This window comes from Bacillus sp. FSL L8-0167 (assembly GCF_038630295.1).
In the GTDB taxonomy this organism is placed as follows: Bacteria; Bacillota; Bacilli; order Bacillales; family Bacillaceae; genus Bacillus; species Bacillus safensis.
This window is the reverse complement of sequence record NZ_CP152027.1, coordinates 686,760-709,708: the sequence shown is the minus strand read 5'-3', so window position 1 is coordinate 709,708 and position 22,949 is coordinate 686,760. Positions and strand designations below refer to the sequence as shown.

Below are 22,949 nucleotides of genomic sequence, written 5' to 3'. Positions count from 1 at the left end.
CCCGGTCTCTTTTTTTGCTTAAATCACGCTGTTTTTGACTGAATTTGAGTCCACCATATCTGGATCTAGCACGCTTGAAATCGGAATGACAAGCGGTGAACAATCTCCATTGTCCTCACCAAAACCTTGGTTCATTTTCATTGAGAGAAAATAATCAATCTGCTGATAAGGTCCTAGCGTCAGTGATGCACCCCGATCCATTGCATTGATTTTAAAAGCACCGACATTGACGACTGAGGGTGAGAATAACATCACACGTCACTTCCTTTGAATGGGTTTAGCTGCTGGTGAAAAAGAGGCAGGTGAGTCCACTTGATCTCGATCATCTACATGGCTTTTTGTACCGACAAAACCGCTGGCATCTCCAAAATTCTGTCCGTAACCCTGATTTTTTTTATCTGAGTTTTGCCACTCTGCTAACAAATTTTGTCCGACATTCACCGCCGACGCATTTTCAAAGGAATTAATTTTTAACATGAAAATATTAATATTGATATATGGAGTTGGTTGAACCACAGATAAACCTCCTTTTTATAGGTATATGCAAGCACCCATCAAGTATGTTAACGGGAGGTCTTCACATGGACTTCGAAAAAATGAAGCAGTGGATGGATATTGCCCAGCAAATGCATGGAGATGATTTTTGGAAAATGATCTTCGATGATGAGCAAAGATCCCCCTTTATGGCAAACGGTCCATCTCCATTTACATTCACACAGCAGGATCAGCGGGGATCAGATGCGTCGTTTCCTCCAATCGACATGGTGGAAACCCATGCAGAAATTCAATATTTAATTTATTTGCCTGGCTACCGAAAGGAAGATGTTCAGGTGTTATCATATGGTGAATATTTGGTTGTGAAAGGACAGCGTTTTTCCTTTTTTAACGAACAGGACTTTCGCCAAAAGCAAGGGAAGTATGGTCCGTTTGAAAAGAAAATCCGCCTTCCAGAAATGATTCTTGGTCAAATGAATGCTGCCTTTAAAGACGGTGTACTTTACATCCGCCTGCAAAAGGATGAAGGAAAAGCGACGGCTATCATCATAGATGACGAATATTGATACTCACTGCGTCTATTTGATCACGATCATCAATTGTTTCAATTGGCAGGATCGTGATCACGCCATCAGCATTCTGTTCCCCAAAGCCATTGTTTCGTTTGATCGTACTGCAATGATTGCGAACAAACGTCGAGCCAAACGTCATAGATGATCCTGTGCCAATGGAATTCGTTTTCATATGGGCAATGTGAATCTGAGTAGGCAGCATATGCTTCTCCCCTTTCTTGTCATCTCTATAAGTATATACGGGGCAGCTTTTCCATAGACTAGAGTAAGGCGGAAGAAAAGGTTGTGGTCTACTTGAAACATTTCATTCAATCACTCTTTAAAAAAATTGAATCCAATCCATCCCCATCTGTCATTGAGCTAGAAAAAAGACTCGCCGCTCTTGAGCAAAAAATGTCTGCACCAGCTGCTCCTGTCTCAGAGGATACACACATCCATATCGAATCCCTGCGAGTGGACAAAATTGACTACCATTTAGAATTTGGGGAGCTTTCTATTGACCAGCTTCAAGGCAGGCTCAATATTGGGGCAACCTATTACACGCCAAAGGACACATGCATCAAAAAATCAACACAAACACCGAAGCCAAAAGAAACAAAAACACCGGTTGTCTCGATTCGATCAAAGCCTTCATCTTCTTAATGTGCTCGGCTTTTTAGTACAATCGGGGCAGTATCACAAACGATAAGACAAGTCCAAAATAAAAAGCTCCACTTCTCTAAAAATCAAAGTAGTGAAATTGAGCTTTTTCCGTTACCTCATTTATTTATTGAATTCATCAATCGGAAGAAATATTCAGATTGATGTGTCTTATTTAGGTTATACCAAGAATGTAAAGCATCTGGTGCAAATACTTCTATTTTTTTCAGCACTTCCATTGCAAATTCTAAAGGAGCTATTCCTGATGCAGTAACTAAATTCGCATCAGATACCGCAGGTGCCAACTCATAGAACTTCTCTCCTTTATAGTTAGGACAAACCATTTTAGTATATTCTAAGTTATTACTTGTATGCCTTCTAGTATTTAAGTATCCCATATTCGCGAGCCCGTCAGTTGCACCACAAATTGCAGCAACAATTGTGCCAAGCTCTAAAGCTTGACCAATTCTTCCCAAGATAGGTTGGTGAATTTTTTCACCCCAAGTCGTCCCTCCTGGTAAAATCAAAAGATCTTTGCTCTCAAGATTACATTCTTCAAGGGAAATATCTGGTTTTATGCTCAAACCTCCCATAGTAGTCTTTATTTCTTTATTAACTCCTACTGTAATTACTCTTAAAGGTGCTAAATCTTTTTTGAAATATCTACCTGAGTTTAGTTCAGCGATTAAATATCCATATTCCCAGTCAGACATCGTATCAAATACATATAGATAAACTTTTTTTGTTTGCATCCAATCACCTTCCATTCACAATTGATATAGCTATTATAAAATAACTTCCCTGACAGTTAACGTCAGGGAAGTTATCATACTTGGTAAAATTTTATTAAATCCGACAAAACTTCAATAACTCTTTTCTTAAGACTAATTGGCTCAACAACTTTAATAGATTTATTATAAGGTAAAAGTAAATAAGGTACATATGTATGTATCATATCTTTTGGAAGAAGAAAAACTGCTTGATCTGAAGTCCGTTCTTGTAAATAATGTCCTAAAAACCAATGTTGGCAAATATCAGCCAATACATTTTTATCCCCATGAATCACCAAAGAAATAATCTCTTCCTTATCTTCTAAAGTTGGTAGGAGACTGTTTATAAAAAAGTCACGTGCTGAAAAATTTTCTTTCTGGTCAAAATGATTTACTGTCAGCATTAGACTTTCAATTCGATCTACTCTAAAACTACGCATATCATTCCTAAGATGACAAAATCCAATCACATACCACTTATTATTCCAATAGATTATTCTGTATGGATCGACACACCTATGATGTAATTGCTTTTCTCCACTTTTATTGTAAAGAATTTTCACCGTGTATGCGTCTGCTATGGCCTTTTCCAACTTCTTTAAAGAAGGTTCCAAAGAGATTGAAGGGGTTCGACTTATTACTTCAAGACTAGTTATATGTTGGTTTACCTTTGTTTCTTGCTCTTGATTTGAGTGTTTACTAAGTTTTGAAATGGCCCTTTTTAGCGCTTCATCTCCATAATATCCGGCTTCTTCTGCAAAAACAGCAGCGTGAAATAGTGAAGTCATCTCCTCAAAATCAAAAAATAGAGGGGCCTCTATAAAATTGTTCAATAAACTATATCCACCGTTATGTCCTGGTTCTGAAATAATAGGTACACCACTCGTTGAAAGTGTATCAATATAACGATACACAGTTCTTATATTCATCTCTAACTTTTCTGAAATTTGTTTTGCAGTTATTTTTTTATCCGAACGAAGCATCCATAAAATGGATAACAAATTGTCTACTTTAGGCATATAATTCCACCTTTATATGAGTTTTATTTCCGATGATATACTTGTGATTTTTGGTATAACTCATCAATTTCTTTCCGATATCTTTCTAATTGAAGCTTTACACAGATTTGTCATTTCACACATTTGATTTACAATTTTATTTTCCTCTTTATAAAGCTTTACTGCATCATGGTATCTCAAGCAGACCTTAAGCATTGGATAATATCACGTTCTAATTGGCTTACACCCGCCATAAATGTAAATTAAGAATTGGCTGTAAGGATTATCTTCTGATATCTAGCTACGTATCTTTTAAGAATTTTAAATTTGTCTTTTACTGTGAGTAATACAGGGCTAGGTCTGTACCATAAATGATTTCACCTTTTTCTTCAATAGAGGACTTAGATATTATTAATAAAATTGGGTATCCTAAACGATAAATCACAGGTCGTTTTTCTTATCTATTTAGCTAGGTTTCTATGAGAAACTATACAAATCACGACCAATCACTGTAAAATATAGAGGATCTAATCAAAAATTGAGGTGTTTTCATTGTATACGGGTCAAAAGAAATCATTTTGGAAACAGAAAAAAGTCATCATCCCTCTTCTTAGCATCATCGTAGTTGCTGCTGCTTTCTTTTTCTTAAAAGATACTCTTTTCTCAAAAGAAAAAGAGGCTTTAAAAGCCGCTCAAAGCTTTACGAAACATATGGAGAAGAAAGACTTTACGAAGCTGGCAGATGAGGTGACAAGTGCATCTTTGAAAGCCAATGACTTTTCAAAAAAACAACTAGCCGAAAAATACGACAATATTTTCAACGGCATTGGAGCTTATGATCTGAACATATCAAAGCTCAACGTTGAAAAACAGGACAAAGGAAATGGGTATCAATTTTCCTATGATGTAACGATGAAAACGTTTCTTGGCAAGCTGCATAAGCTGTCTTACAAGGGCATTCTCTCCGAAGAAGATGACAAGTGGAAAGTGGACTGGAAACCAAATCTCATCTTCCCGCAAATGGAAAAAGGAGATACCATCAAGGTCAAATCAGACCCTGCTGTCCGCGGAAACATTGTCGACCGCAAAGGACGTACGCTGGCTGAAACAACTGGTGGAAACGCACTTGGCATCATCCCGGGCAAGCTCGGAACAGGAGAAGAAAAAGAACGCAATATCAAAAAAATCAGCCAAGCTTTTGATATAGAGGAAGAACTAATCAACAATCAGCTGAAACAAGCATGGGTCACAGACGACACGTTTGTCCCGCTCAAATCGATGTTAAAACAAAAGCCAATTCCAAAGGACGTCAATGGCGTTACCTATCAATCAAAGGAAATGCGCTACTACCCATATAACAAAGCCGCCGCTCATCTCACCGGATATGTAGGAAAAGCAAATGCGGATGATATCAAAAGAAATCCAGCATTAAAGGCGGATCAAATCATCGGCAAAACCGGCCTTGAATTCACATTTGACAAAAACTTACGCGGACAAGATGGCGGAAGCATTCTCATCGTCCATGATGAAACAGGCATTGAAGAAACATTGCAAAAATCAGCTCGAAAAGATGGAAAAACAGTGAAGCTGACGATTGATGCTTCTTTACAGAAAAAAGCCTATGATCAGCTGAAAGGTGAAAAAGGGGCCGTCACGATCATGAATCCATCATCAGGTGATCTATTAGCACTTGTCAGCACCCCTTCCTACGATGTCAATCTCATGACAAACGGGATTACACCTAAGCAATATCAGGCATACAGTGAAAATCCAGACCTTCCATTCCAAGCTCGATATGCGAGCCGGTATGCACCAGGGTCCACATTCAAAACCATTACAGCCGCCATTGGGCTGGAAACAGGTGTCACAAAGCCTGACAAAGTGCGCACCATTCACGGACTGAAATGGCAAAAGGATCAATCTTGGGGAAATTATCGCATCACCCGGGTTCACGATAAAGAAAAAGTAAATATGGTCGATGCCCTTGTGTACTCAGACAATATTTATTTTGGACAGGAAGCACTCGAAATAGGCAAAGACACCTACGAGAAAAAAGTGAAAACATTTGGATTTGGCGAAGATTTACACATGCCATTTACAATGAAACCTGCACAAGTATCGAACGATGGCATTCAATCGGATATCTTACTGGCTGACTCGGCGTATGGGCAAGGCGAATTACTCATGTCACCGATTGAACAAGTACATGCCTATTCTCCATTTGCTACAGGAGGCAAGCTTGTCTATCCTCGAGTGATTCAAGATGAAAAAACAGCTTCACCAAAACAAATCATCAAAGAAGGCTCGGCAAACACAGTGAAAGATGCATTGACTAAGGTCGTGACCAGTCCAAACGGAACAGCCCACTCCTTACAAATCGAAGGAGCGGATATTGCCGCTAAAACGGGAACGGCAGAGTTAAAAAGCAAACAAGGTGCAACAGACGGCACCGAAAATGGATTTTTACTTGCGTTTAATCCTAAAAAAGAAGATTATGTCCTCGTCGGCATGATCGAAGGGGTGAAAAACCGCGGCGGCAGTGGACTCGTCGTTCAAAAAATGAAGCCTGTGATTGCTTCTTTTTACAAATAACTCTTTAGAGACACAAGCTCAATCAAATGCTTGTGTCTCTTTTTTTCTAAATCATGACAATTTGCTATTGTTTTATAGTTCACCTTATGAATAAAATGAGAAGAATGCAAAAAACAGAAAACAGATAAATGAAGGGAGGAAGTCTCATTGGCCATTGCTGCTCGTACAAAGGATAAACCCCAACATTCTGTTACCGGCTCAACGGTTTATCCCATCTTATTGATTATTGGTATTTGTCATATGCTGAACGACACATTACAAGCTGTTATTCCTGCGATGTTCCCTATTTTGGAACGCTCAATGGGGCTGACCTTTACACAATTAGGGCTGATTGCCTTTACATTAAATATGGTCTCCTCCGTGATGCAGCCAGCTATTGGTTGGTACACAGATAAACGGCCGATGCCTTATGCACTTCCGATTGCTTTATTTTCAAGTGCTGTTGGTATATTCGGACTCGCGTTTGCCCCGTCGTTTGCCACCATTCTGCTTTGCGTTGTCTTTATCGGACTCGGCTCTGCGATCTTCCATCCAGAGGGCTCCCGTGTTGCCAACATGGCAGCTGGTCCAAGACGAGGTCTTGCCCAGTCCATCTATCAAGTAGGCGGGAATACAGGTCAAGCCTTTGCTCCGCTTATCGCTGCATTAATGCTCGTCCCGCTCGGTCAGACAGGCGTGGCTTGGTTTACGATTGTTGGAATGTTGGCGGTTGGTTTCCTTCTTTATATTTCAAGATGGTACGCAGGAAGGCTTCAAACCATTCGGGCCGAAGCGAAAAAAGCTCCTGCAAAAGCTGTCAGATCTGATATTCATCGTAAATCAGCACTCATTGCACTTGGCATTATCGTCTTTCTCATCTTTGCCCGCTCTTGGTATGGAAATGCCATTTCGAATTTCTATGCATTTTATGCGATTGAACAATACGGTTTGACGATTAAAGAATCACAGACTTATATCTTCTTATTTCTTATTCTAGGTGCAATTGGGACATTTTTAGGCGGGCCGCTTGCAGACCGCTTTGGCAAGAAAAACGTGATTTTAGTTTCCTTATTGGCATCCTTCCCGCTTGCCCTGCTGCTGCCATTTGCCGGACCGGTTTTTGCTTATGTTTTACTCGGGCTGATTGGGCTCATTTTGACATCAAGCTTCTCTGTTACCGTGGTTTATGCCCAAGAACTATTTCCCGGGAAAATTGGCACAATGTCTGGTTTAACTGTTGGGCTTGCGTTTGGTATGGGTGCAATCGGATCGGTTGCCCTCGGCTCATTCATTGATGCCTTCGGCTTAACGCCTACCATGATCGGTGTTGCCTTTTTACCGATATTAGGCATCCTAGCCTTCCTACTTCCTAGCGACCAAACCATTTCTAAATGGAATGAATCATAAAAAGAAAACCGCTCAATCAATGAGCGGTTTTTCATCTCTCATAAAAATGCGTGTCAGGCACATGCTTCTTCGCAATAAATCCTTGCTTAAATTCTGGAAATACCTTTTGCACCTGCTTAATCTTTTGATGAACCAAGTCGGCATACGGAATATACAAATGATCCACAAGCTTCTGTTCTTTCATATAGTAATACCAATTAAGGTTAAAGGTATTCTCGTCAATGATCGTAAAGGCAGAAAAATGATAGAACAAGAGTGGACATTCGTCGAGATACATATCTCCTTTTACAACTGAAAGCTTGTAGTTTTCAATGTTCCAAATCGCCGCATTGGCTCCTTTAGATGCAACGATATGAACCCCTTCAAAATCATCAACCCATCTTTCCACATACCGCTGATCTCCGTACGTCTTTTTTTCTGTATCCATTTCTACTGTACAATGGGCAAGACAATTTTCTTTCCATTGCGTGACTGCCTGTATGGCAACATCTGTGTTACGACAGCCTACAAACCCTGTATTAAAGCGGCCAGACAACTCATAAAAATGATAGAACCGCTTGGAATTCATATGATCCGTCAAAAATAAATGAGCGCTTGGATTCTCTGCAAAAATCGCCTCCGGATCATGATAAAAATACAAATCCGTATCCAGATGGGCAAGATAATCCGCATCTGAGGACTCAAGAATGTTGAGCAGAAAAGCAGGCTTTAACGTCCAGCAATACTCATGAAACGTTCGATCTTCTTTTGCCTTTCGCAGCGTATCATCTTCAATGTCCTCAAGCTGTTCATATTGAACATGCGGGTGAGGGAACTCCTTTAATACCTTATAAGCCAAAGGGTCTGCACATAAAACGGACAGCTTAAAGGCATGAGCGTTTTGTTCAAGCGAATGAATCAGCGCCAAAAGCTTAAAAACATGGGTATTCGACACAATGGTTGTAAAGTGATAAGACGCCATTTACAACACATCCACTTGGAACAAATCAACGCGCAACAGCTCTTTCGTCAGCCCTTGAATGGCTTCTACAAGCACCATGCAGCCATACTCCTCACGTGCAAGCTGCGCCGCTTCTGCCAGCTTTTTCAAAGGAACATGCTTGGCTGTCAGCATATCTTTTTTATCCCGCTTGATGCCTACATTCCGCTCTGTGATCAAATGAAGCAGCTCTAAAAAATAGGATAACAGGTCATCAAATGCTGGATTCTCACGCAGCTGCCGAACTTCTTTCACAATATCATTTGTCACAGTGTGAGAAAACGGACCAGAGAAAGCCAAATGGACATCAATGGAATCAATATTGTTATACTTCTCACACATATACAAAATGTTGTATTTGATGTCATCAAATGACGTTAAATTACTTGGATGCTCTTGATGCACACTCATAATATCCTCTCGCAATTCAAAGGAGAGACCAAGCTGATTCAGTCGAATTCCTAAATCATAATCCTCAAATCCATACCGAACGATATCTTCATCAAACATCCCTAGTGCCATGACATGCTTACGTTTAACAGAGGAGTTATTTGTAATAAAAAAGCGCCATGGCAGCTCATAAGAACCTAAATCATAGTGGTACGTTTCCAAAATGTCTTTCAGGATATCAATAAACTCAGACTGCAAATCGAAGCTTTTCTCTAGAAATGCACCATTTTCGACTTCTTCCAATGATAAAAGAGGCGTTTTGTCCTCCATTTTCCGTTTATACAGTCCTTGCTTTTTCAACCGCTTCATATGATCCTTATCAAAAGCTGTGTAAAAATAGCGATAAATCCGCTTCCAGCACACACCGCAAATGACAAGATTCTCCCTGTCAGCATGAGCCTCTGCATGCTTTTGAATAAATCTCGGTTCTGCCAGCATATCACTGTCATGAAAAATGAGCAGATCCCCCTCCGCCTCGCGAATGGCATGATTACGTCCCTTTGCAATCCCTTGATTGACAGGAATGCGCACTTTTTTAAACGGGAAGTTCACCTCAATATTCTCAAGCATTTCCATCGTGCCATCCGTTGAGCCATTATCGGCAACAATGACCTCAAATGGAATATCTGTTTCCTGAAGCGTTAAGGAAAAAAGGCTTCCTTCTAAACGCTCTTTGGCATTATAGCTTGGAATAATGACGCTTACCTTTGGCTTTTCGTTCATGCGTCATCCTCCTCCCGTTTGGCATAGCCGTTAAACAGCGGATCGACCTGCTCCACAGATTCAATCACATGGCGAAGCACTTCCCGATAGGCTTCTTGGAAAAACGGCAGGTCATTTCGTCCTTTTTCATGAATTTGCTGCATCTCATCCTTACTCACAATCCGAAAGCCGCTGAAATGATAGCAAATGAGCGGGTGCCCATCCTCCAGAAGAATACGTCCATTCTCCTCCCGATAAGAATGCTGCCCATAGTTCCAATGACCAATATTCACGCCTTTTGTCTCAATATCTTCTACTTTGTCAAACAGCCTCGGCATATGATCTAGATATCCTTGATCGCCAAACTTGCCTTCTCCCGGTGCATTTCTACATTCTTTTAAGCATTCTTCTTTCCACCAGCTGAGGCATTTTCGTCCGGCTTCATCTCCTTTAAAATGCAGAAAGCCTGAGTTATAGCGTCCTAAAAGCTTCTGAAGCATCTTCACTTCCTCTGCATCAAAGCTTGGAATGACAATATCCCCTCTCGAAATTAAAACAGAAGCATTCGGCTGATGTTGAAAAATCACCTGAGGGCTCTCATAAAAGAACAAATCCGCATCAAGATAGGTCACGCTCTCTGCCTGCTCCTGTTCAAATAACCACTCAATCCAAATCGGCTTTAAGGTCCAGCAATATTCGGATGCATCCCGTTCCTCTTTTTTCTCCAGCAGCTCTGGTGTTTCGAGCTCCCGTACATGAACAAGATCCACATGCGGAAAATTCATTTGATGAAGCAAATCAAATGCAGCATCATCCATACATAACGTCTTGATGACAGCATCATCTTCTACTTGCTTCAACGATAAGAAAAACGCAATGGCTTGATAAAGTCTTCCACTTGAAAGAACCGTACAATATATGCTGTTCATCTATTTACACCTCTATTTTTGAAAGAATTCGCGGTACCATTCAATCGTCTTCTCTAAGCCTTCATCAATGGAGTAATCAGGCTTCCAATCAAGCAGCTTTCTCGCTTTCTCTGCTGACAAATATTGATGCTTAATTTCATGTGTTCCTTGATTCAAAATACGAGGCTTCAGTTCACTTCCCATTGCCTTTAAAATCTTATCCACAAGCTCTAGCACTGTCAGTTGAATCTCGTTACTAAAGTTAAAGGCTTCTCCCGCCAGCCCTTTTTCCTCCATCTTCTCAGCTAGCAGCAAATAAGCCTTCACTGCATCTTCAATGTAGAAGTAATCACGAATAAATGTCCCGTCACTTCTAATTTCCGGCGCCTTTCCTTCTAACACAAGCTGAATGGTTTGCGGAATGATTCTGTTGAAATTCAAATCCCCGCCTCCATATAAATTACCGCAGCGTGTAATACAAACTGGAAGACCGTATGTGTTGTAGTACGTATGAGAAATGAGATCTGCACAGCTCTTTGAGACATCATACGGATGTTTCCCGTTTAACGGCATGTCTTCATCATATGGAAGCTGCTCTTGATCACCGTATGCTTTGTCACTTGATGCCACGATCACTCGTTTGATGAGCGGCTGTCTTCTGCAAGCCTCCAGCACATTCCATGTCCCTAAGATATTCGCTTCAAATGTAGAAACAGGATGTCTGTTCGCGACCCCAACAATGGCTTGGGCAGCCAAATGGAAGACGGTGTCAATTTCATATTCTCCTAACGCACGTTCAATCGTCTGCATATCCTCTAATGCGCCTTGCACCACATTCATTTTTTCAAATTGACTGCCTTGATATAAATTCGACCTAGGCACCTGATCACGCACAAGTCCAGTCACGTTTGCCCCTTGATCAATCAATTCCTTAACGAGATAGCTCCCTAACAGCCCTGTACATCCAGTTACAAATACGTTCTTTCCATTCCAAAATCCGCTCATGCTGTCACCAAACCTTCCATGGTTGTTTTCCATCTGTCCACATGTCGTTGATTTCCTTCAGGTTTTTATACGTATCAATTGCTGTCCAAAATCCGTGATGCTCATAAACGGCAAGCTCTCCATCATCCGCCAGGTTTTGAAGAGGCTCTGCTTCAAACACGCATTGATCATCGTCTGTCAAATAATCAAATACCTTTGAAGACAACACAAAAAATCCTCCATTGATCATCCCGATACTGTCTGTCTTCTCAGAGAAGGATTGTGCCATCCCGTTATACACCTTCAGTGTCCCGTACTGGGACTTCTTTTCAATGCCTGTGACAGTCGCAGCTGCTCCAAGATCCTGATGACGTTTCAGCAAATGAAACATATTGATATTAGCCAGGCCATCACCATACGTCATCATAAAGGTCTCATCACCAATGTAATCCTGTGCCTGCTTTAAACGTCCGCCTGTCATCGTATTTTCACCTGTATCTAAAAAGGTGATTTTCCAGTTTTCCGATTTACCTAAAAGCTTCATTTCTCCTGTCGCCATATCGAGCTGCATGCTGTGATGCTGCCAGTCGTAGTTCAGAAAGTACTCTTTGATCTTCTCTCCTTTATATCCAAGCAATAGGATAAATTCGTCTACACCGTAATACTGATAGATTTTCATAATATGCCATAGTATAGGCCGGTCTCCGATCATAGCAAGTGGTTTAGGAAGCGCTTGTGTGACCTCACTCATTCTCGTTCCCTTTCCTCCGCAGAGAATGACTGCTTTCATCTTCTCCCCTCATCTCTCTATGAAGATTTTTGATTAAAACCCTATCTTTATGCGGAAAATCAGTACATGTACCCTCATACTTTGTCCGACATCAGGTTTTGAATCTACTCTATTCATATGTCGAAATGAGAGAGTGTGCCACCTAGCATTTAACTATTTTTACAAATAAAAAAAGAGCGAGATTCATATTCTCGCTCTTCCAAAGTTTAAATTGTATATTTTCAGGGTAGATGGTATGATAAACATGTGCATAATCAGCACAAACAGCCTCTTTCTACAAAGAGACTACTAGATTGAATGAATTCAAGTGGCAGCTTGCTTCATTCTCAATATGAATCACGGAGGTGAATTCCCATGGCACAAAACGTTCTTTGTGAAGTGAACTCTTGCCGTTTTTGGGCTGAAAACAGCTGTACCGCTTCTACCATTAAAATTGGTAAAAACACGATGACTGAAGTGACTCGTAATACTGAAACTGATTGCGAAACATTTGAAACAAAATAATCTATTTTTCTCTGAGATGAAGGAACTGGCAGGTTCCTTCTTTTCTTTTATCATTCTATCAAGAATGATAATTATTATCAAGTGTTTTTCAATAAACATTTCTCGGGAAATAATGACACGATATTTCTCCATTCGTTGACGATTTTCACTCCTTTTTCTATACTCAACATATCCGAAGAAGAAAAAGTGGTGACCTATCAATGGATTTTACGATACGTTTTCTCTCATTCTTTGTCGTGGAAATCGAAGGCAAAGATGAACAAGCAAATAAACGGTTTAAACATTATCAAACACTAGATCAAGAAGAATTTGAACAAAGTGAGCTGAAGGACTTTTTAGACGGTGAGCTGAAAAAAATCGTCAAACGAAAAGTGGACAGACACCCTAAATCTGAACAAGTACCGACCAAAATTGGCCGATTTATTGTAGAACCCGGTCATGAGCTCGATTCAAATCCCAACTACAACCTATTTCATCAAACGAGATTTGCAGATACAAAAGAATTGTTTAATGAATGCAGTGAACAGTTTGTTCGCACATATTTAGATACAAGTGCTGTCAGAGGCGGCGTTTTTTTAGTTGCTTCTGCTGTTCCAAAAAAGTATTTCGATGATTCCTTTGTCTTTATTATGAAATGCGATTTCGAACAGAAAGTGGCTTCTATCGCTGATACATCTACCTTGATTAGAAAAGTCGAAATGGCCATTACGACAAAAAACATGAAATCAATTCAATACCCGTTTATGCCAGAAGAGGGCATGACTGAGGAAGCTGAAGTGAAAATTCATCAATCTTCACACGCTCGTTATTTTGAGGACTTTTTGAAATTCGTCGAATACGGTGAATCCATGCCTGAAATCATGAAATCACAGGTCATGAATATGGTACAGGAACAGGTTTTTGAAACATTACAGGATGAAAGTGAAGAATTAAAGCAGTTTGAAGAGGATCTTGAAATATGGGAAGCGAGTGAAAAGCGAGAAATTAGAGAAACACTCGATACAGAACAGATCACACAAGCGGCCTCCCATATTGTTGAACAAACCCCTGATATCACAATGAAAATGCGTCTAGGCGAAACGGAAATCAAAGGTCTTCTAGCAGACTTTGGCCAATCAATCCATATTGCAAAGCTCAACAATCGATATGTCGTGCTCGTTGAAGCAGATCAAATCGTCTTCGAAAAGGGAAGCACACCTGTTGAGTTTCATAAACCAAATGGGTTAAAAGAGGTGGTCAGCCAGCTGACGCAAAAAGCCTATGATTCAGATCTAGAATAAAAAAACATGACTGCCTCTTGCATTCAGCGCATGAGGCAGTTTTTTGTATAACGCTTGATTTATTACGCTGGATCAGAAGAAACATGCAGCTCCCTGCCTCTTGCCCACATGCTGACAAGCAATAAGCTTATGATGAGCATCAGCCAAAAGACGCTGCTTGATCCAAAAAACTGAATCATCGTATACCCGCACAAGGGTCCTAAAGCCGCTCCCATATCTTGAACAAAGGAATAGCTTGCGAGGAAGCGGTTTTTATCTGTTTGAGCAGACGCTTTTTGAAAAGCAAGCGTGTCCGTTAATGTCGTTAAGATTGTTGAGAGGAGCTGGATCAAAAGCAGCATCACAAGAAACCAGCCGCTTACCTTCAGCATGACCGCTAGAAAACTGAGACCTCCAAATGAAAGAAACATCCAGCAAAGCGTTCGTTCCTTCATCACAAGACGATCAAACCATCTGCCTGTTTTCGGTGCGACAAATGGTTCCCATCCCCATCTGAGCGCTTGAATGATTCCGCTTAAAGCCGAAGCTCCGATAACAAAGCCGAACAGAGCAAATTCACCATGACCGATCCTTGCTTCAATGACATGACTGAGTGTTGATGCGAATAACCCTTGTATCACAAGTGCGATCAGCATACCTGTCATTAATACTTTTACAACATCCCGTGCAAGCCACCTCTGTTTGATGACTTGATACACCTGCCCCTCTTCTCCCTTTTCAATCTCATCCAAAGAGACATAAAAAATGACCCCTAGTAATGTGAGTAAACCAAAAACTAACGTCATGGACTGGAAGCCCATCAGGCTGGCGAATATTCCGCCAAATAACATGCCGAATAAACTGCCAAGCCGGTAAAGTCCATTATAAATGCCCGTATAATGCCCTTGAGAGCTTTCCTCCATCTCAGCAATTAATCTCATTCCACTCATACGCAATAACGTCCATGCCAGCCCCCAAGCGCAGCGGCAGATCAGCAGCAGCCAAAAACCACTCACACCATATAGCATCGTGGTCACTGAAGCAATCAAAATAGCGATCAATACACCAGTCTTCATTGGGACAAACCGATAGAGCCACCAAACGACAGGCGTTAGCGGGATGCGGATGAATCGGTTAATGGACAGCAGCAGCCCGACCTCCCAAATAGACGATAAACCAATCTCTTTCCAATAAATCGGAAGAACAATATAAAGCATTGAATCCCCAATCAGTGCAAATGCTGTGATAAGCGATATTGACACCACTTGCTTTCGACGATGATCCATTTCCCTTCCCCCTTCGCTATCTTTACAATAAGCGATGCCTTATAATAAATCTAATGAATGTTTTTGATTAAACCATCAAAATAATTGATAGGTGGTGCAAAGTTGAATTTACATGCCCTTCGGATTTTTGCAAAGGTCGCAGAGACAAAAAGCGTTACACAAACAGCAGACGTACTGTCATTGACACAGCCTGCTGTGACGGCTCAGCTTAGAAGCATTGAAAATGAGATCGGTTTCCGTCTTTTTAAACGAAATGGCAGAGGCATTACACTTACGGAAATGGGGAAAATTCTATACCCTTATGCCCGGCAAGTGTTCGAGGCTGAAAAAGAAGTAGAATATCAGATCACACTTTTACAAAACGGAAAAAAGGGGCGGCTCCGCATCGCTTCTACCTATGTACCACTTAACTTTTTACTGCCAGATTGGCTTGCTGCCTTTAAAACATCTTCACCACAGACAGAAATTGAATTAAAAAGCGGAAACTCCGCTCAAGTTTTAGAGAGCCTGCTTCAATATGAATCAGATGTGGCCATCGCTGTGATCGAGGATCTGCACCATGAGGAGATTCTCACCTCTCATTTAACGAATTTAAGCTATGATTTTATTGTGCCGGCAGACCATCCGTTGAACGGAAAAACTGTCCCGCTAGAGCGCCTGAGTCAGGAGCCTTTTTTGATGCGTGAAGAAGGCAGTTCCACAAGAGATAAGCTCTTTTCATTATTTACCTCGAAAGGGATCAAAAAACCAACCGTTGATTTACAATTCAGCGGTGTTCATGAAGCGATTCAAATGATCAAAGCTGGATATGGCATCACACTTGTTCCCCGTGATGCGGTTCATGGCAGTCTCAAGCGGCAAGAAATTGGGCGCGTGTACATTGAAGGCATTGAGATCGTCAGACCGGTTGTTGTGTGCAAACGGGCGAATGATCTTGAAGAAAATAGAACCGTGGATGCCTTCCTGCAAATGAAAGGTATCGGTCCATTTACTACGCCTGCTGCCAATTAAAAAAGCGCCTGCTTCTGAAACAGGCACTTTTTTTCTATTCGGCTGGCTGCACGATGTCAAACGGTACAGCTTTTGAGGCTTTCACTAATTGTTCTGGGGTGATGAGGATTTCATTTCCCCATTCGCCTGCCCCAACACCTAATATCTCCTCTTCTAATAACGAAGCCTCAATAATGGTGCGGAATCCTTCTGGCTGCCAGCAAAACGGCGGAATCGAGCCAATTCGATAGCCCGTCACTTCAAGAACCTTCTCCGGTGAAGCCATTTTAATATTACGGGAGCCGGCGGCTTTCTTTAGTTTCCCTGACTTAATATGCTGGTCAGCACCAACCATCACAAGCAGCTGCTCTCCTTCTCCTGTTTCAAAAATCAATGTTTTAATCATTTGTCTTTCACGAAAACCAAGAGCTGCCGCTACATTTGCTGCTCCCTTCTCTGTTTCGGCAGAAAATGTTTTGATCTCATATGGGATCTCGTGTTTGTCCAAAAAGTCATGAGCCGGTAATTTTTTCAATCGATTGAACCCCTTTCCTTACAATGTCCTTCATTTAGCTTATCACAATCTTCTCATCCTTAAGATGTATTTTTCAATGGAAAGCCTATGGACCCTTCATCACCATGCTATACTAAACTTGTTTTTGAAAAGGAGCCGGTTTGATATGGGAAACAAGTTTTGGTGTTATACAAGCAGTAAAAGCCTTCTCATGCTGAGTGATATTTTATTTGTGATGACGATCACGTTTGTCATTTATCAAGATACACAATCTGTTGCCTATGCGGCTGTATTTCCGCTGATTAGAACAATATGCCAGCTATTGGCTGGGCTCTTCTCTCCTGTTTTAACCGATTACTTTCAAGCTGGCCGCCTATTAAAATGGGTCCCGCTTTTACGTCTTGGGATGCTCATCGTGTTTACAGCCCAATTTCATTTGTTTCAGCAGCACATGGTCTGGTTGTTTAGTGCGCTTATTTTGATTTCCCTCACAGGCGGGTTCATCAGTCCTTTAATGCAGGCCATCATGCCGATGCTTGTGAAAGCAAATCAGCTTGTGAAAGCAAACAGTACAGCCTCCATTTTACATCAAATGATTCAAATCGCCGGCTATTCGTTCACTGGAATGCTCGTCCTATGGATCGGGCCATTTTATTTAATGTGGATCACTTGTGTCATGATTGTGTTGTCTTATCTATTATTCATCCCTGTCTTTCCTCTTCTCAAGCAAGAAGAGACGGTTCGAAAGGCAAATAAGATGAACAGCTTCAAAGATGGATGGACGATCATTTGGAGAAATAAAACGGTGCGCACCCTGACATTTATGGATGTTTGTGAAAATATTGCGGGTGCTGTGTGGATCGGAGCAATTACGCTTGCTTTTGTCACCCATGATTTAAAGCAAGGTGAGGAATGGTGGGGATTTATCAATGCCGCTTATTATACAGGTGCCATCATAGGCGGGCTCTTAGCTGCATGGATGAGTCAGTTTATCCAAAAACAGCTTCTCCTCTTTATGGCAGCTGGTTCATTCATTTATGCAGTGCTGACCATTGTCTATTCACTGAACAGCCTCCCGTGGCTTGCTTTGCTGCTTTGTATTTTGATGGGGCCTGCTTATCAAATCCGAGATGTTTCGCAGCAAACCATTCTTCAAACGGAAACGCCAGTACGTGATTTATCAAAGGTGTATTCGGCTCACTACGTCCTTTCTTCAGTATCGGTCGGTTTGTCTATTTTCTTTGTTGGATTGATTGCAGATGTATACGGGGCGAGGTCTGTGTATTTGCTAGGCGGTCTGTTTGTGCTCGTCTGTTCCGGCATTGCCATCCTTGCTTTTATGAAGCAGAAAAAAGAGAGCAGCTGATGTATGCAGCGGCTCTTTTACTTTTCTTTTAACATCGCAAACATGTCACGGGCCATGGCTTCTAAAATATACACAACTGGCGTCTGTGTGGTGATATTGGCTCTGTGGACCCGTTCATCTGTGACGTAGTAGGCAATATTTAAATCTGAAATGCGCGAAATCGTGCAGTGCTGGTTATTCGTAATACTAATGATTGTGCTGCCTTCTCTTTTTAACTTCGAAATATGATCAATCGTAATACTGTTCTCCCCTGATACAGACAGCACAATGGTGACACTATTGTCTAAATACTGCATATTCATCGGGAAAAACGGATCGTTGATGTAAAATGAAAATTTCTCAAGACTTGAAAAGTACCTCGCCCCATACTGCGCCAAAATGCCAGAACTGCCAGTCCCAATAAACAGCACATTTTTTGCCTCAGCAATGAGCTTCGCTGCCTCCTTAATTTTCCCCTCAAAGTCTCCCTTTAATGTTCGTTCAATAAATTCATATAGAAAGTGCTGTGTGCTTTTTAAAGAAGGTGTCTGCTCTGATTCTAAATACATTTTGAGCTTCACTTTAAACTCTGAAAAGCCATCACAATTTACTTTTCGGCAAAAGCGAAGGACAGACGAGGTGGATATATGTGCAGCATTTGCAAGGTCTCGAATTCTCATGTACACGACCTTTTCACTGTTTTCCATGATATATCGGTATAAAGCGCTTTCTAGTTCATTAAAGCTGGAAATGACCTCACTTGAAAACATCTGACTTCCCCTTTCTCCAACAACATGTCACAATGTGTTTCTTTTATGTAACAAATCTCTAAATAGGGCACCCTTGCCTAAAGACGCTGAAGTCATTTACGCACGCGATGCTCTCACGATAAGCTATTGATGTACACAATAAAAAAGACTTTTCTCTATTATAACATTGCGCGTTACATTATTCGGAGGTGCAGAGCATGGCAAAAGGATTAAAGGTTGTCACAATTGGCGGAGGATCAAGCTATACACCAGAGCTTGTAGAAGGATTTATTAAACGATACGATGAATTTCCGATTAGCGAACTTTGGCTCGTTGATATTGAAGCGGGAAAAGAAAAGCTTGAGATCGTCGGAAATCTTGCAAAACGCATGGTCAAAAAAGCAGGGCTCCCAATCGAGGTTCATTTAACATTAGATCGCAGGAAAGCACTTGTAGATGCTGATTTTGTCACAACACAATTCCGTGTCGGACTTCTTGAAGCACGTATGAAGGATGAACGCATTCCTTTAAAATATGATGTCATTGGTCAAGAAACAAATGGTCCAGGAGGTCTATTCAAAGGACTTCGCACCATTCCTGTCATTCTTGATATTGTCAAAGATATTGAAGAGCTTTGCCCGAATGCATGGCTTGTGAATTTCACAAATCCAGCTGGTATGGTTACTGAAGCCGTTCTTCGTTATTCAAACCATCGCAAAGTCGTTGGTTTATGTAACGTGCCGATCGGCATTCGCATGGGAATCGCCAAAGGGCTTGGTGTCGACGCAAGCAGAGTCGAAGTCAGCTTTGCTGGATTAAACCATATGGTCTTTGGACTCAATGTATTCTTAGACGGCAAAAGCATCATGGATCAAGTCATTGAAGACATGGCTGATCCAAACTCCAGCATGTCAATGAACAACATTCAAGCGATTCCGTGGGATGCTGATTTCTTAAAAGGGCTTGGCGTCATTCCTTGTCCGTATCACCGCTACTACTACAAAACAAGTGATATGCTGGCTGAGGAAAAGAAAGCAGCAGCAAATGAAGGAACTCGTGCTGAGGTCGTTCGCGCATTAGAAAATGATTTGTTCGAGCTTTACAAAGACCCTGATCTCGACATCAAACCGCCACAGCTTGAAAAACGAGGCGGTGCCTACTACAGTGATGCGGCTTGTAACTTAATTGCATCCATTTATAACGACAAGCATGACATTCAGCCTGTAAACACCATTAATAATGGGGCTATTAGTGACATTCCAAATGATTCTGCGGTTGAACTCAACTGTGTTATCACAAAAGACGGTCCTAAACCAATTGCTGTTGGTGAAATGCCAGTCGCTGTCAAAGGACTCATTTCTCAAATTAAATCCTTTGAACGTGTAGCTGCTGAAGCAGCCGTGACAGGCGATTACAACACAGCTCTTGTCGCAATGACCATCAACCCGCTTGTCCCATCAGATGCCATTGCAAAAAGCATCCTAGATGAAATGCTAGAAGCACACAAAGAATATTTGCCGCAGTTCTTCAATAAAGTAGAAGCATAAAAAGAAGCCGCACTTGTCGAAAGTGCGGTTTTTCTTATTTCGCTGCAAACACGCGGTCCATCTGAGGGCGATCATAGTCTAATAGCCAGTGCTGTAAGCCTTCATAGACTGGTCTTAAACGCTCTGGATCTGCCGCAATGAGATCACAGCCTCGATCATCATATAAGTGAAAAATCATTTTTTTCGAGAGATTCATTAGGAAAATTTCATAACCATGCTTCCCCTTCAAGATTTGATTCGGTGCATAGAAGTCTTCCTGGCAGATCGCATGGAGAAGCGGACGCAATCGAATGTCTTGCAGCTGGCATTTGAGTGTAAATCTCTCTATTGTCAGTGAATCTTCTATTTCTGGACGTACATAGGTCAAAAGCTCATGACGCAATCGGTAACGCATTTTCCGATTGACATATTTTTGATAAACCAAGAGCTGACGCTTCGTTAATTCATGTTCATGTTCTGTATACACATCCGTTACAAGCAGCATCTCGTCTTCTGGATCAAAAGCATATTTCACAATCTCTAAAGCACGATCCCCCGCTTTTTCTAATACAATCGATTCTTTTCCTAATGACCAATCTGCCAATTCAAACCGAAGCCCGATAGGCCACTCATAAAAAAGCGGCGGCGTGAGGATAAGATGAGGAAAATGACTTTTTAGAAACATATTTGTTTGACCACTCATTTGCTTTCCTTTCACTCGTTTTATTTTTCATTTTACCGTTGAAACATATAGGGAAACAATTGGAAATGAACTGTCATTTCTTATATGATAGAAAGAGATGGAGGTGTGGCCAATTGAAAAAATGGTTTTTACAAGTGTTCCTTACAGCACTGATCACCATGTGGATACAGGCTGGACTTGATCAAGCGAACATCATTCAGATCACCAATGTATGGGTCGATGTCAGCAGCTGGATCCTGATCTTCTTTGTCATCTACGCACTTTTTGAATGGACAGCTCACGTCTTAGCAAAACGGAAAATCGCTCACCACTGAACATCTCTTTTCATAGAGATGTTTTTTCTTGAAATTCTTCTTGCACAAGTTCATGAATGACGCCCATTCCTGCCTGGCTTCCAGCTGCTGCTGCGAGAACTAACTGAGCAGGACCGCCTAAATTATCACCACATGCAAAGACACCACTGACGGTTGTACGTCCAAGAATATCTGTTTCAATACCCGCATTCTTCGTCATTTGACAGCCAAGCTTTTCGGCAAATGGGGCTGACTGCTTGAATTCACTTGCGACAAAACCGCCTTCCCTATTCACTATCTCCCCATTCGCAAGCTGGAGAGTGCGCAGCTGCCCATTGTCATGATCAATCGACACAATTGGCACATCAATGACTTGAATAGAATGTGCCGTCAGAAGCGTCTTGTCTTCTTCAGCTAACATGTGCCCATTCGTAAACACGATCAAATCCTTTGTCCAATTGGAAAGAAGTTTAGCCATGTGCAAGGCTCGCTGATTCTCTGCAATGAGGGCAAGTGCTTTCTCCTTTAATTCCCATCCATCACAGAAAGGACAACTAAACAATGTTTTTCCGTACACATCATGAATTCCTTCGATCTCTGGCAGTATATCCTGCAATCCAGTTGCCAAAATGATTTTTTTCGCTTCGAATGCATCCCCCTCGTGTGTTAGTAACGTAAAGCTTTCCTCTTTCTTTTGTATATCAACAATTTGACTTCGTTTGATTTGGATATGAGGATATTTTTGAAGATCTGCCTCTCCCGCTTGTCTGATTTCAAACGGTGTCATTCCATCATTTGTAATAAATCCATGTGATTCCTGCGTCACTCGATTTCTTGGCAGCTCATCATCAAATACAATGACCTGCTTTCTGCCTCTTCCTACAACAAGTGCTGCACTTAATCCGGCTGGCCCGCCTCCGATAATGGCACAATCTAATAACATATCAATCTCTCCTTTTTTATTAAAGATTTTAAAGACTAATAATATCTATAATCAGTTCAAAAAAATCACACGTTGAAAAATGGATTTTTTTCTGTTTGCTCAAGTTGGTTCGCAATATCAATTAACCGTTTTTGACTTAATGTCTCCTGCATTTTCGTTTCAACATCCTGCATAACTTGTTCAATCAAACAGCCATCATGAGGCATGAAGGAGTCATGCTCTAAAGAGCAGCGAAATAAATTCGTTTGCCCTTCTACAGCCTGAATGACATCTAAAAAAGAAATGTCTTCCTTTCGTTTAATAAGGGTGTACCCTCCCTTTGCACCAGGTGTTGATTCAATCAGTCCCGCCTTCACAAGCTTTGTTAAAATTTTGGATAGATAGGTTGGTGAAAGGTCTTGCATCTTAGCAAGAGGCTCAACGCCAATCGCTTTACCCTTTGGCGCAAGAGTTAAAAACACCATCGTATGCAGCGCATAGTTGGTTGCTTTAGAATATTTCATGAGGAAACTCCTTTCCATCTATTATAGACCTTTTATATCTGTAATTGATCATAGATGATTCAAGAGAAA

26 protein-coding genes and 1 pseudogene are annotated in these 22,949 nt (G+C 41.2%); 10 read left to right on the top strand and 17 right to left on the bottom strand.

Annotation, left to right across the window (positions count from 1 at the left end; all coding sequences use genetic code 11):
- Nucleotides 1-18 precede the first annotated feature (18 nt).
- Nucleotides 19-252 carry a hypothetical protein gene (locus tag MHB66_RS03525; RefSeq protein WP_034282744.1) on the bottom strand — a complete coding sequence of 78 codons (234 nt, stop codon included), beginning with the start codon at nucleotides 250-252 and terminating at the stop codon, nucleotides 19-21.
- Nucleotides 253-258: 6 nt separating this feature from the next.
- Nucleotides 259-516 (bottom strand): hypothetical protein, encoded by a 258-nt coding sequence (locus MHB66_RS03520; protein ID WP_003213975.1) that lies wholly within the window; start codon nucleotides 514-516, stop codon nucleotides 259-261.
- Between the two features lie 65 nt (nucleotides 517-581).
- On the opposite strand from MHB66_RS03520, the gene MHB66_RS03515 reads away from it, so the two are divergent.
- Complete coding sequence (locus tag MHB66_RS03515) at nucleotides 582-1,061, top strand: Hsp20/alpha crystallin family protein (RefSeq protein ID WP_024424582.1); 480 nt, start codon at nucleotides 582-584, stop codon at nucleotides 1,059-1,061.
- Here the strand turns inward: MHB66_RS03515 and MHB66_RS03510 are convergent.
- Nucleotides 1,042-1,269, bottom strand: coding sequence for a hypothetical protein (locus tag MHB66_RS03510; protein ID WP_039177063.1), 228 nt, complete (start codon nucleotides 1,267-1,269; stop codon nucleotides 1,042-1,044). The genes MHB66_RS03515 and MHB66_RS03510 overlap by 20 nt on opposite strands.
- A gap of 92 nt (nucleotides 1,270-1,361) precedes the next feature.
- Here MHB66_RS03510 and MHB66_RS03505 point away from each other — a divergent pair, with 92 nt between their 5' ends.
- A complete protein-coding gene (locus MHB66_RS03505) occupies nucleotides 1,362-1,709 on the top strand; it encodes a hypothetical protein (protein WP_046314051.1) in 348 nt (115 codons plus the stop codon).
- Between the two features lie 116 nt (nucleotides 1,710-1,825).
- Here the strand turns inward: MHB66_RS03505 and MHB66_RS03500 are convergent, their stop codons facing one another.
- The 3 genes and pseudogenes from MHB66_RS03500 to MHB66_RS03490 form a co-directional block, all read right to left on the bottom strand.
- The gene (locus MHB66_RS03500; RefSeq protein ID WP_034282747.1) at nucleotides 1,826-2,458 is read right to left on the bottom strand and encodes a type 1 glutamine amidotransferase family protein; all 633 of its coding nucleotides are present in this window, start codon (nucleotides 2,456-2,458) and stop codon (nucleotides 1,826-1,828) included.
- A gap of 74 nt (nucleotides 2,459-2,532) precedes the next feature.
- Nucleotides 2,533-3,495, bottom strand: coding sequence for a YafY family protein (locus tag MHB66_RS03495; RefSeq protein ID WP_046314053.1), 963 nt, complete (start codon nucleotides 3,493-3,495; stop codon nucleotides 2,533-2,535).
- A 63-nt stretch (nucleotides 3,496-3,558) separates the two neighbouring features.
- Nucleotides 3,559-3,808 (bottom strand): annotated as a pseudogene (locus MHB66_RS03490) (recombinase family protein); the annotation flags it as partial.
- Nucleotides 3,809-4,026: 218 nt separating this feature from the next.
- Here MHB66_RS03490 and MHB66_RS03485 point away from each other — a divergent pair.
- Both MHB66_RS03485 and MHB66_RS03480 read left to right on the top strand, forming a co-directional pair.
- Nucleotides 4,027-6,066 (top strand): penicillin-binding transpeptidase domain-containing protein, encoded by a 2,040-nt coding sequence (locus tag MHB66_RS03485; protein ID WP_046314057.1) that lies wholly within the window; start codon nucleotides 4,027-4,029, stop codon nucleotides 6,064-6,066.
- 147 nt (nucleotides 6,067-6,213) lie between these two features.
- Nucleotides 6,214-7,452, top strand: coding sequence for an MFS transporter (locus MHB66_RS03480; RefSeq protein WP_024426656.1), 1,239 nt, complete (start codon nucleotides 6,214-6,216; stop codon nucleotides 7,450-7,452).
- A 31-nt stretch (nucleotides 7,453-7,483) separates the two neighbouring features.
- Here MHB66_RS03480 and MHB66_RS03475 read toward each other — a convergent pair whose 3' ends face one another.
- From MHB66_RS03475 to rfbF, 5 genes are read right to left on the bottom strand one after another with little or no spacing between them, the layout of a single operon-like run.
- A complete protein-coding gene (locus tag MHB66_RS03475) occupies nucleotides 7,484-8,413 on the bottom strand; it encodes a putative nucleotide-diphospho-sugar transferase (protein ID WP_046314059.1) in 930 nt (309 codons plus the stop codon).
- Nucleotides 8,414-9,604 (bottom strand): glycosyltransferase family 2 protein, encoded by a 1,191-nt coding sequence (locus MHB66_RS03470; protein WP_046314061.1) that lies wholly within the window; start codon nucleotides 9,602-9,604, stop codon nucleotides 8,414-8,416.
- Nucleotides 9,601-10,512 carry a putative nucleotide-diphospho-sugar transferase gene (locus MHB66_RS03465; RefSeq protein WP_046314065.1) on the bottom strand — a complete coding sequence of 304 codons (912 nt, stop codon included), beginning with the start codon at nucleotides 10,510-10,512 and terminating at the stop codon, nucleotides 9,601-9,603. Before MHB66_RS03465 ends, MHB66_RS03470 begins: the two co-directional genes overlap by 4 nt.
- A gap of 12 nt (nucleotides 10,513-10,524) precedes the next feature.
- Nucleotides 10,525-11,496: a GDP-mannose 4,6-dehydratase gene (locus tag MHB66_RS03460; protein ID WP_025092661.1), complete on the bottom strand. Its 972-nt coding sequence runs from the start codon at nucleotides 11,494-11,496 to the stop codon at nucleotides 10,525-10,527.
- Nucleotides 11,497-11,500: 4 nt separating this feature from the next.
- On the bottom strand, nucleotides 11,501-12,265 hold the full coding sequence (rfbF, locus tag MHB66_RS03455) for a glucose-1-phosphate cytidylyltransferase (RefSeq protein WP_034282763.1): 765 nt from the start codon (nucleotides 12,263-12,265) through the stop codon (nucleotides 11,501-11,503).
- 354 nt (nucleotides 12,266-12,619) lie between these two features.
- Here rfbF and MHB66_RS03450 point away from each other — a divergent pair, with 354 nt between their 5' ends.
- Together MHB66_RS03450 and MHB66_RS03445 are read left to right on the top strand one after the other, a co-directional pair.
- Nucleotides 12,620-12,769 carry a DUF1540 domain-containing protein gene (locus tag MHB66_RS03450; protein ID WP_072367870.1) on the top strand — a complete coding sequence of 50 codons (150 nt, stop codon included), beginning with the start codon at nucleotides 12,620-12,622 and terminating at the stop codon, nucleotides 12,767-12,769.
- A gap of 200 nt (nucleotides 12,770-12,969) precedes the next feature.
- Entirely contained in the window at nucleotides 12,970-14,049 is a 1,080-nt protein-coding gene (locus MHB66_RS03445; RefSeq protein WP_046314067.1) for a DUF3900 domain-containing protein, read from the top strand.
- Nucleotides 14,050-14,111: 62 nt separating this feature from the next.
- Here the strand turns inward: MHB66_RS03445 and MHB66_RS03440 are convergent, their stop codons facing one another.
- A complete protein-coding gene (locus MHB66_RS03440; RefSeq protein WP_046314069.1) occupies nucleotides 14,112-15,314 on the bottom strand; it encodes an MFS transporter in 1,203 nt (400 codons plus the stop codon).
- A 102-nt stretch (nucleotides 15,315-15,416) separates the two neighbouring features.
- On the opposite strand from MHB66_RS03440, the gene MHB66_RS03435 reads away from it, so the two are divergent.
- Nucleotides 15,417-16,325, top strand: coding sequence for a LysR family transcriptional regulator (locus MHB66_RS03435; protein WP_046314071.1), 909 nt, complete (start codon nucleotides 15,417-15,419; stop codon nucleotides 16,323-16,325).
- 34 nt (nucleotides 16,326-16,359) lie between these two features.
- Here MHB66_RS03435 and MHB66_RS03430 read toward each other — a convergent pair whose 3' ends face one another.
- Entirely contained in the window at nucleotides 16,360-16,839 is a 480-nt protein-coding gene (locus MHB66_RS03430) for a YbaK/EbsC family protein (RefSeq protein WP_034282772.1), read from the bottom strand.
- A 145-nt stretch (nucleotides 16,840-16,984) separates the two neighbouring features.
- Between MHB66_RS03430 and MHB66_RS03425 the strand changes: the two genes are divergently transcribed.
- On the top strand, nucleotides 16,985-18,184 hold the full coding sequence (locus tag MHB66_RS03425) for an MFS transporter (protein ID WP_046314073.1): 1,200 nt from the start codon (nucleotides 16,985-16,987) through the stop codon (nucleotides 18,182-18,184).
- A 17-nt stretch (nucleotides 18,185-18,201) separates the two neighbouring features.
- On the opposite strand, the gene MHB66_RS03420 is transcribed toward MHB66_RS03425, so the two are convergent.
- A complete protein-coding gene (locus tag MHB66_RS03420) occupies nucleotides 18,202-18,933 on the bottom strand; it encodes a MurR/RpiR family transcriptional regulator (RefSeq protein ID WP_046314076.1) in 732 nt (243 codons plus the stop codon).
- A gap of 197 nt (nucleotides 18,934-19,130) precedes the next feature.
- Here MHB66_RS03420 and MHB66_RS03415 point away from each other — a divergent pair, with 197 nt between their 5' ends.
- A complete protein-coding gene (locus tag MHB66_RS03415; RefSeq protein WP_024424565.1) occupies nucleotides 19,131-20,459 on the top strand; it encodes a 6-phospho-beta-glucosidase in 1,329 nt (442 codons plus the stop codon).
- A 34-nt stretch (nucleotides 20,460-20,493) separates the two neighbouring features.
- Here the strand turns inward: MHB66_RS03415 and MHB66_RS03410 are convergent, their stop codons facing one another.
- Nucleotides 20,494-21,141, bottom strand: coding sequence for a DUF3885 domain-containing protein (locus MHB66_RS03410; RefSeq protein ID WP_046314079.1), 648 nt, complete (start codon nucleotides 21,139-21,141; stop codon nucleotides 20,494-20,496).
- Between the two features lie 113 nt (nucleotides 21,142-21,254).
- Here MHB66_RS03410 and MHB66_RS03405 point away from each other — a divergent pair, with 113 nt between their 5' ends.
- Nucleotides 21,255-21,455 (top strand): hypothetical protein, encoded by a 201-nt coding sequence (locus tag MHB66_RS03405; RefSeq protein WP_046314081.1) that lies wholly within the window; start codon nucleotides 21,255-21,257, stop codon nucleotides 21,453-21,455.
- 10 nt (nucleotides 21,456-21,465) lie between these two features.
- Here MHB66_RS03405 and MHB66_RS03400 read toward each other — a convergent pair whose 3' ends face one another.
- Complete coding sequence (locus MHB66_RS03400) at nucleotides 21,466-22,377, bottom strand: NAD(P)/FAD-dependent oxidoreductase (protein WP_046314083.1); 912 nt, start codon at nucleotides 22,375-22,377, stop codon at nucleotides 21,466-21,468.
- A 65-nt stretch (nucleotides 22,378-22,442) separates the two neighbouring features.
- The gene (locus tag MHB66_RS03395; RefSeq protein ID WP_034282786.1) at nucleotides 22,443-22,880 is read right to left on the bottom strand and encodes an Rrf2 family transcriptional regulator; all 438 of its coding nucleotides are present in this window, start codon (nucleotides 22,878-22,880) and stop codon (nucleotides 22,443-22,445) included.
- Between the last annotated feature and the right edge of the window lie 69 nt (nucleotides 22,881-22,949).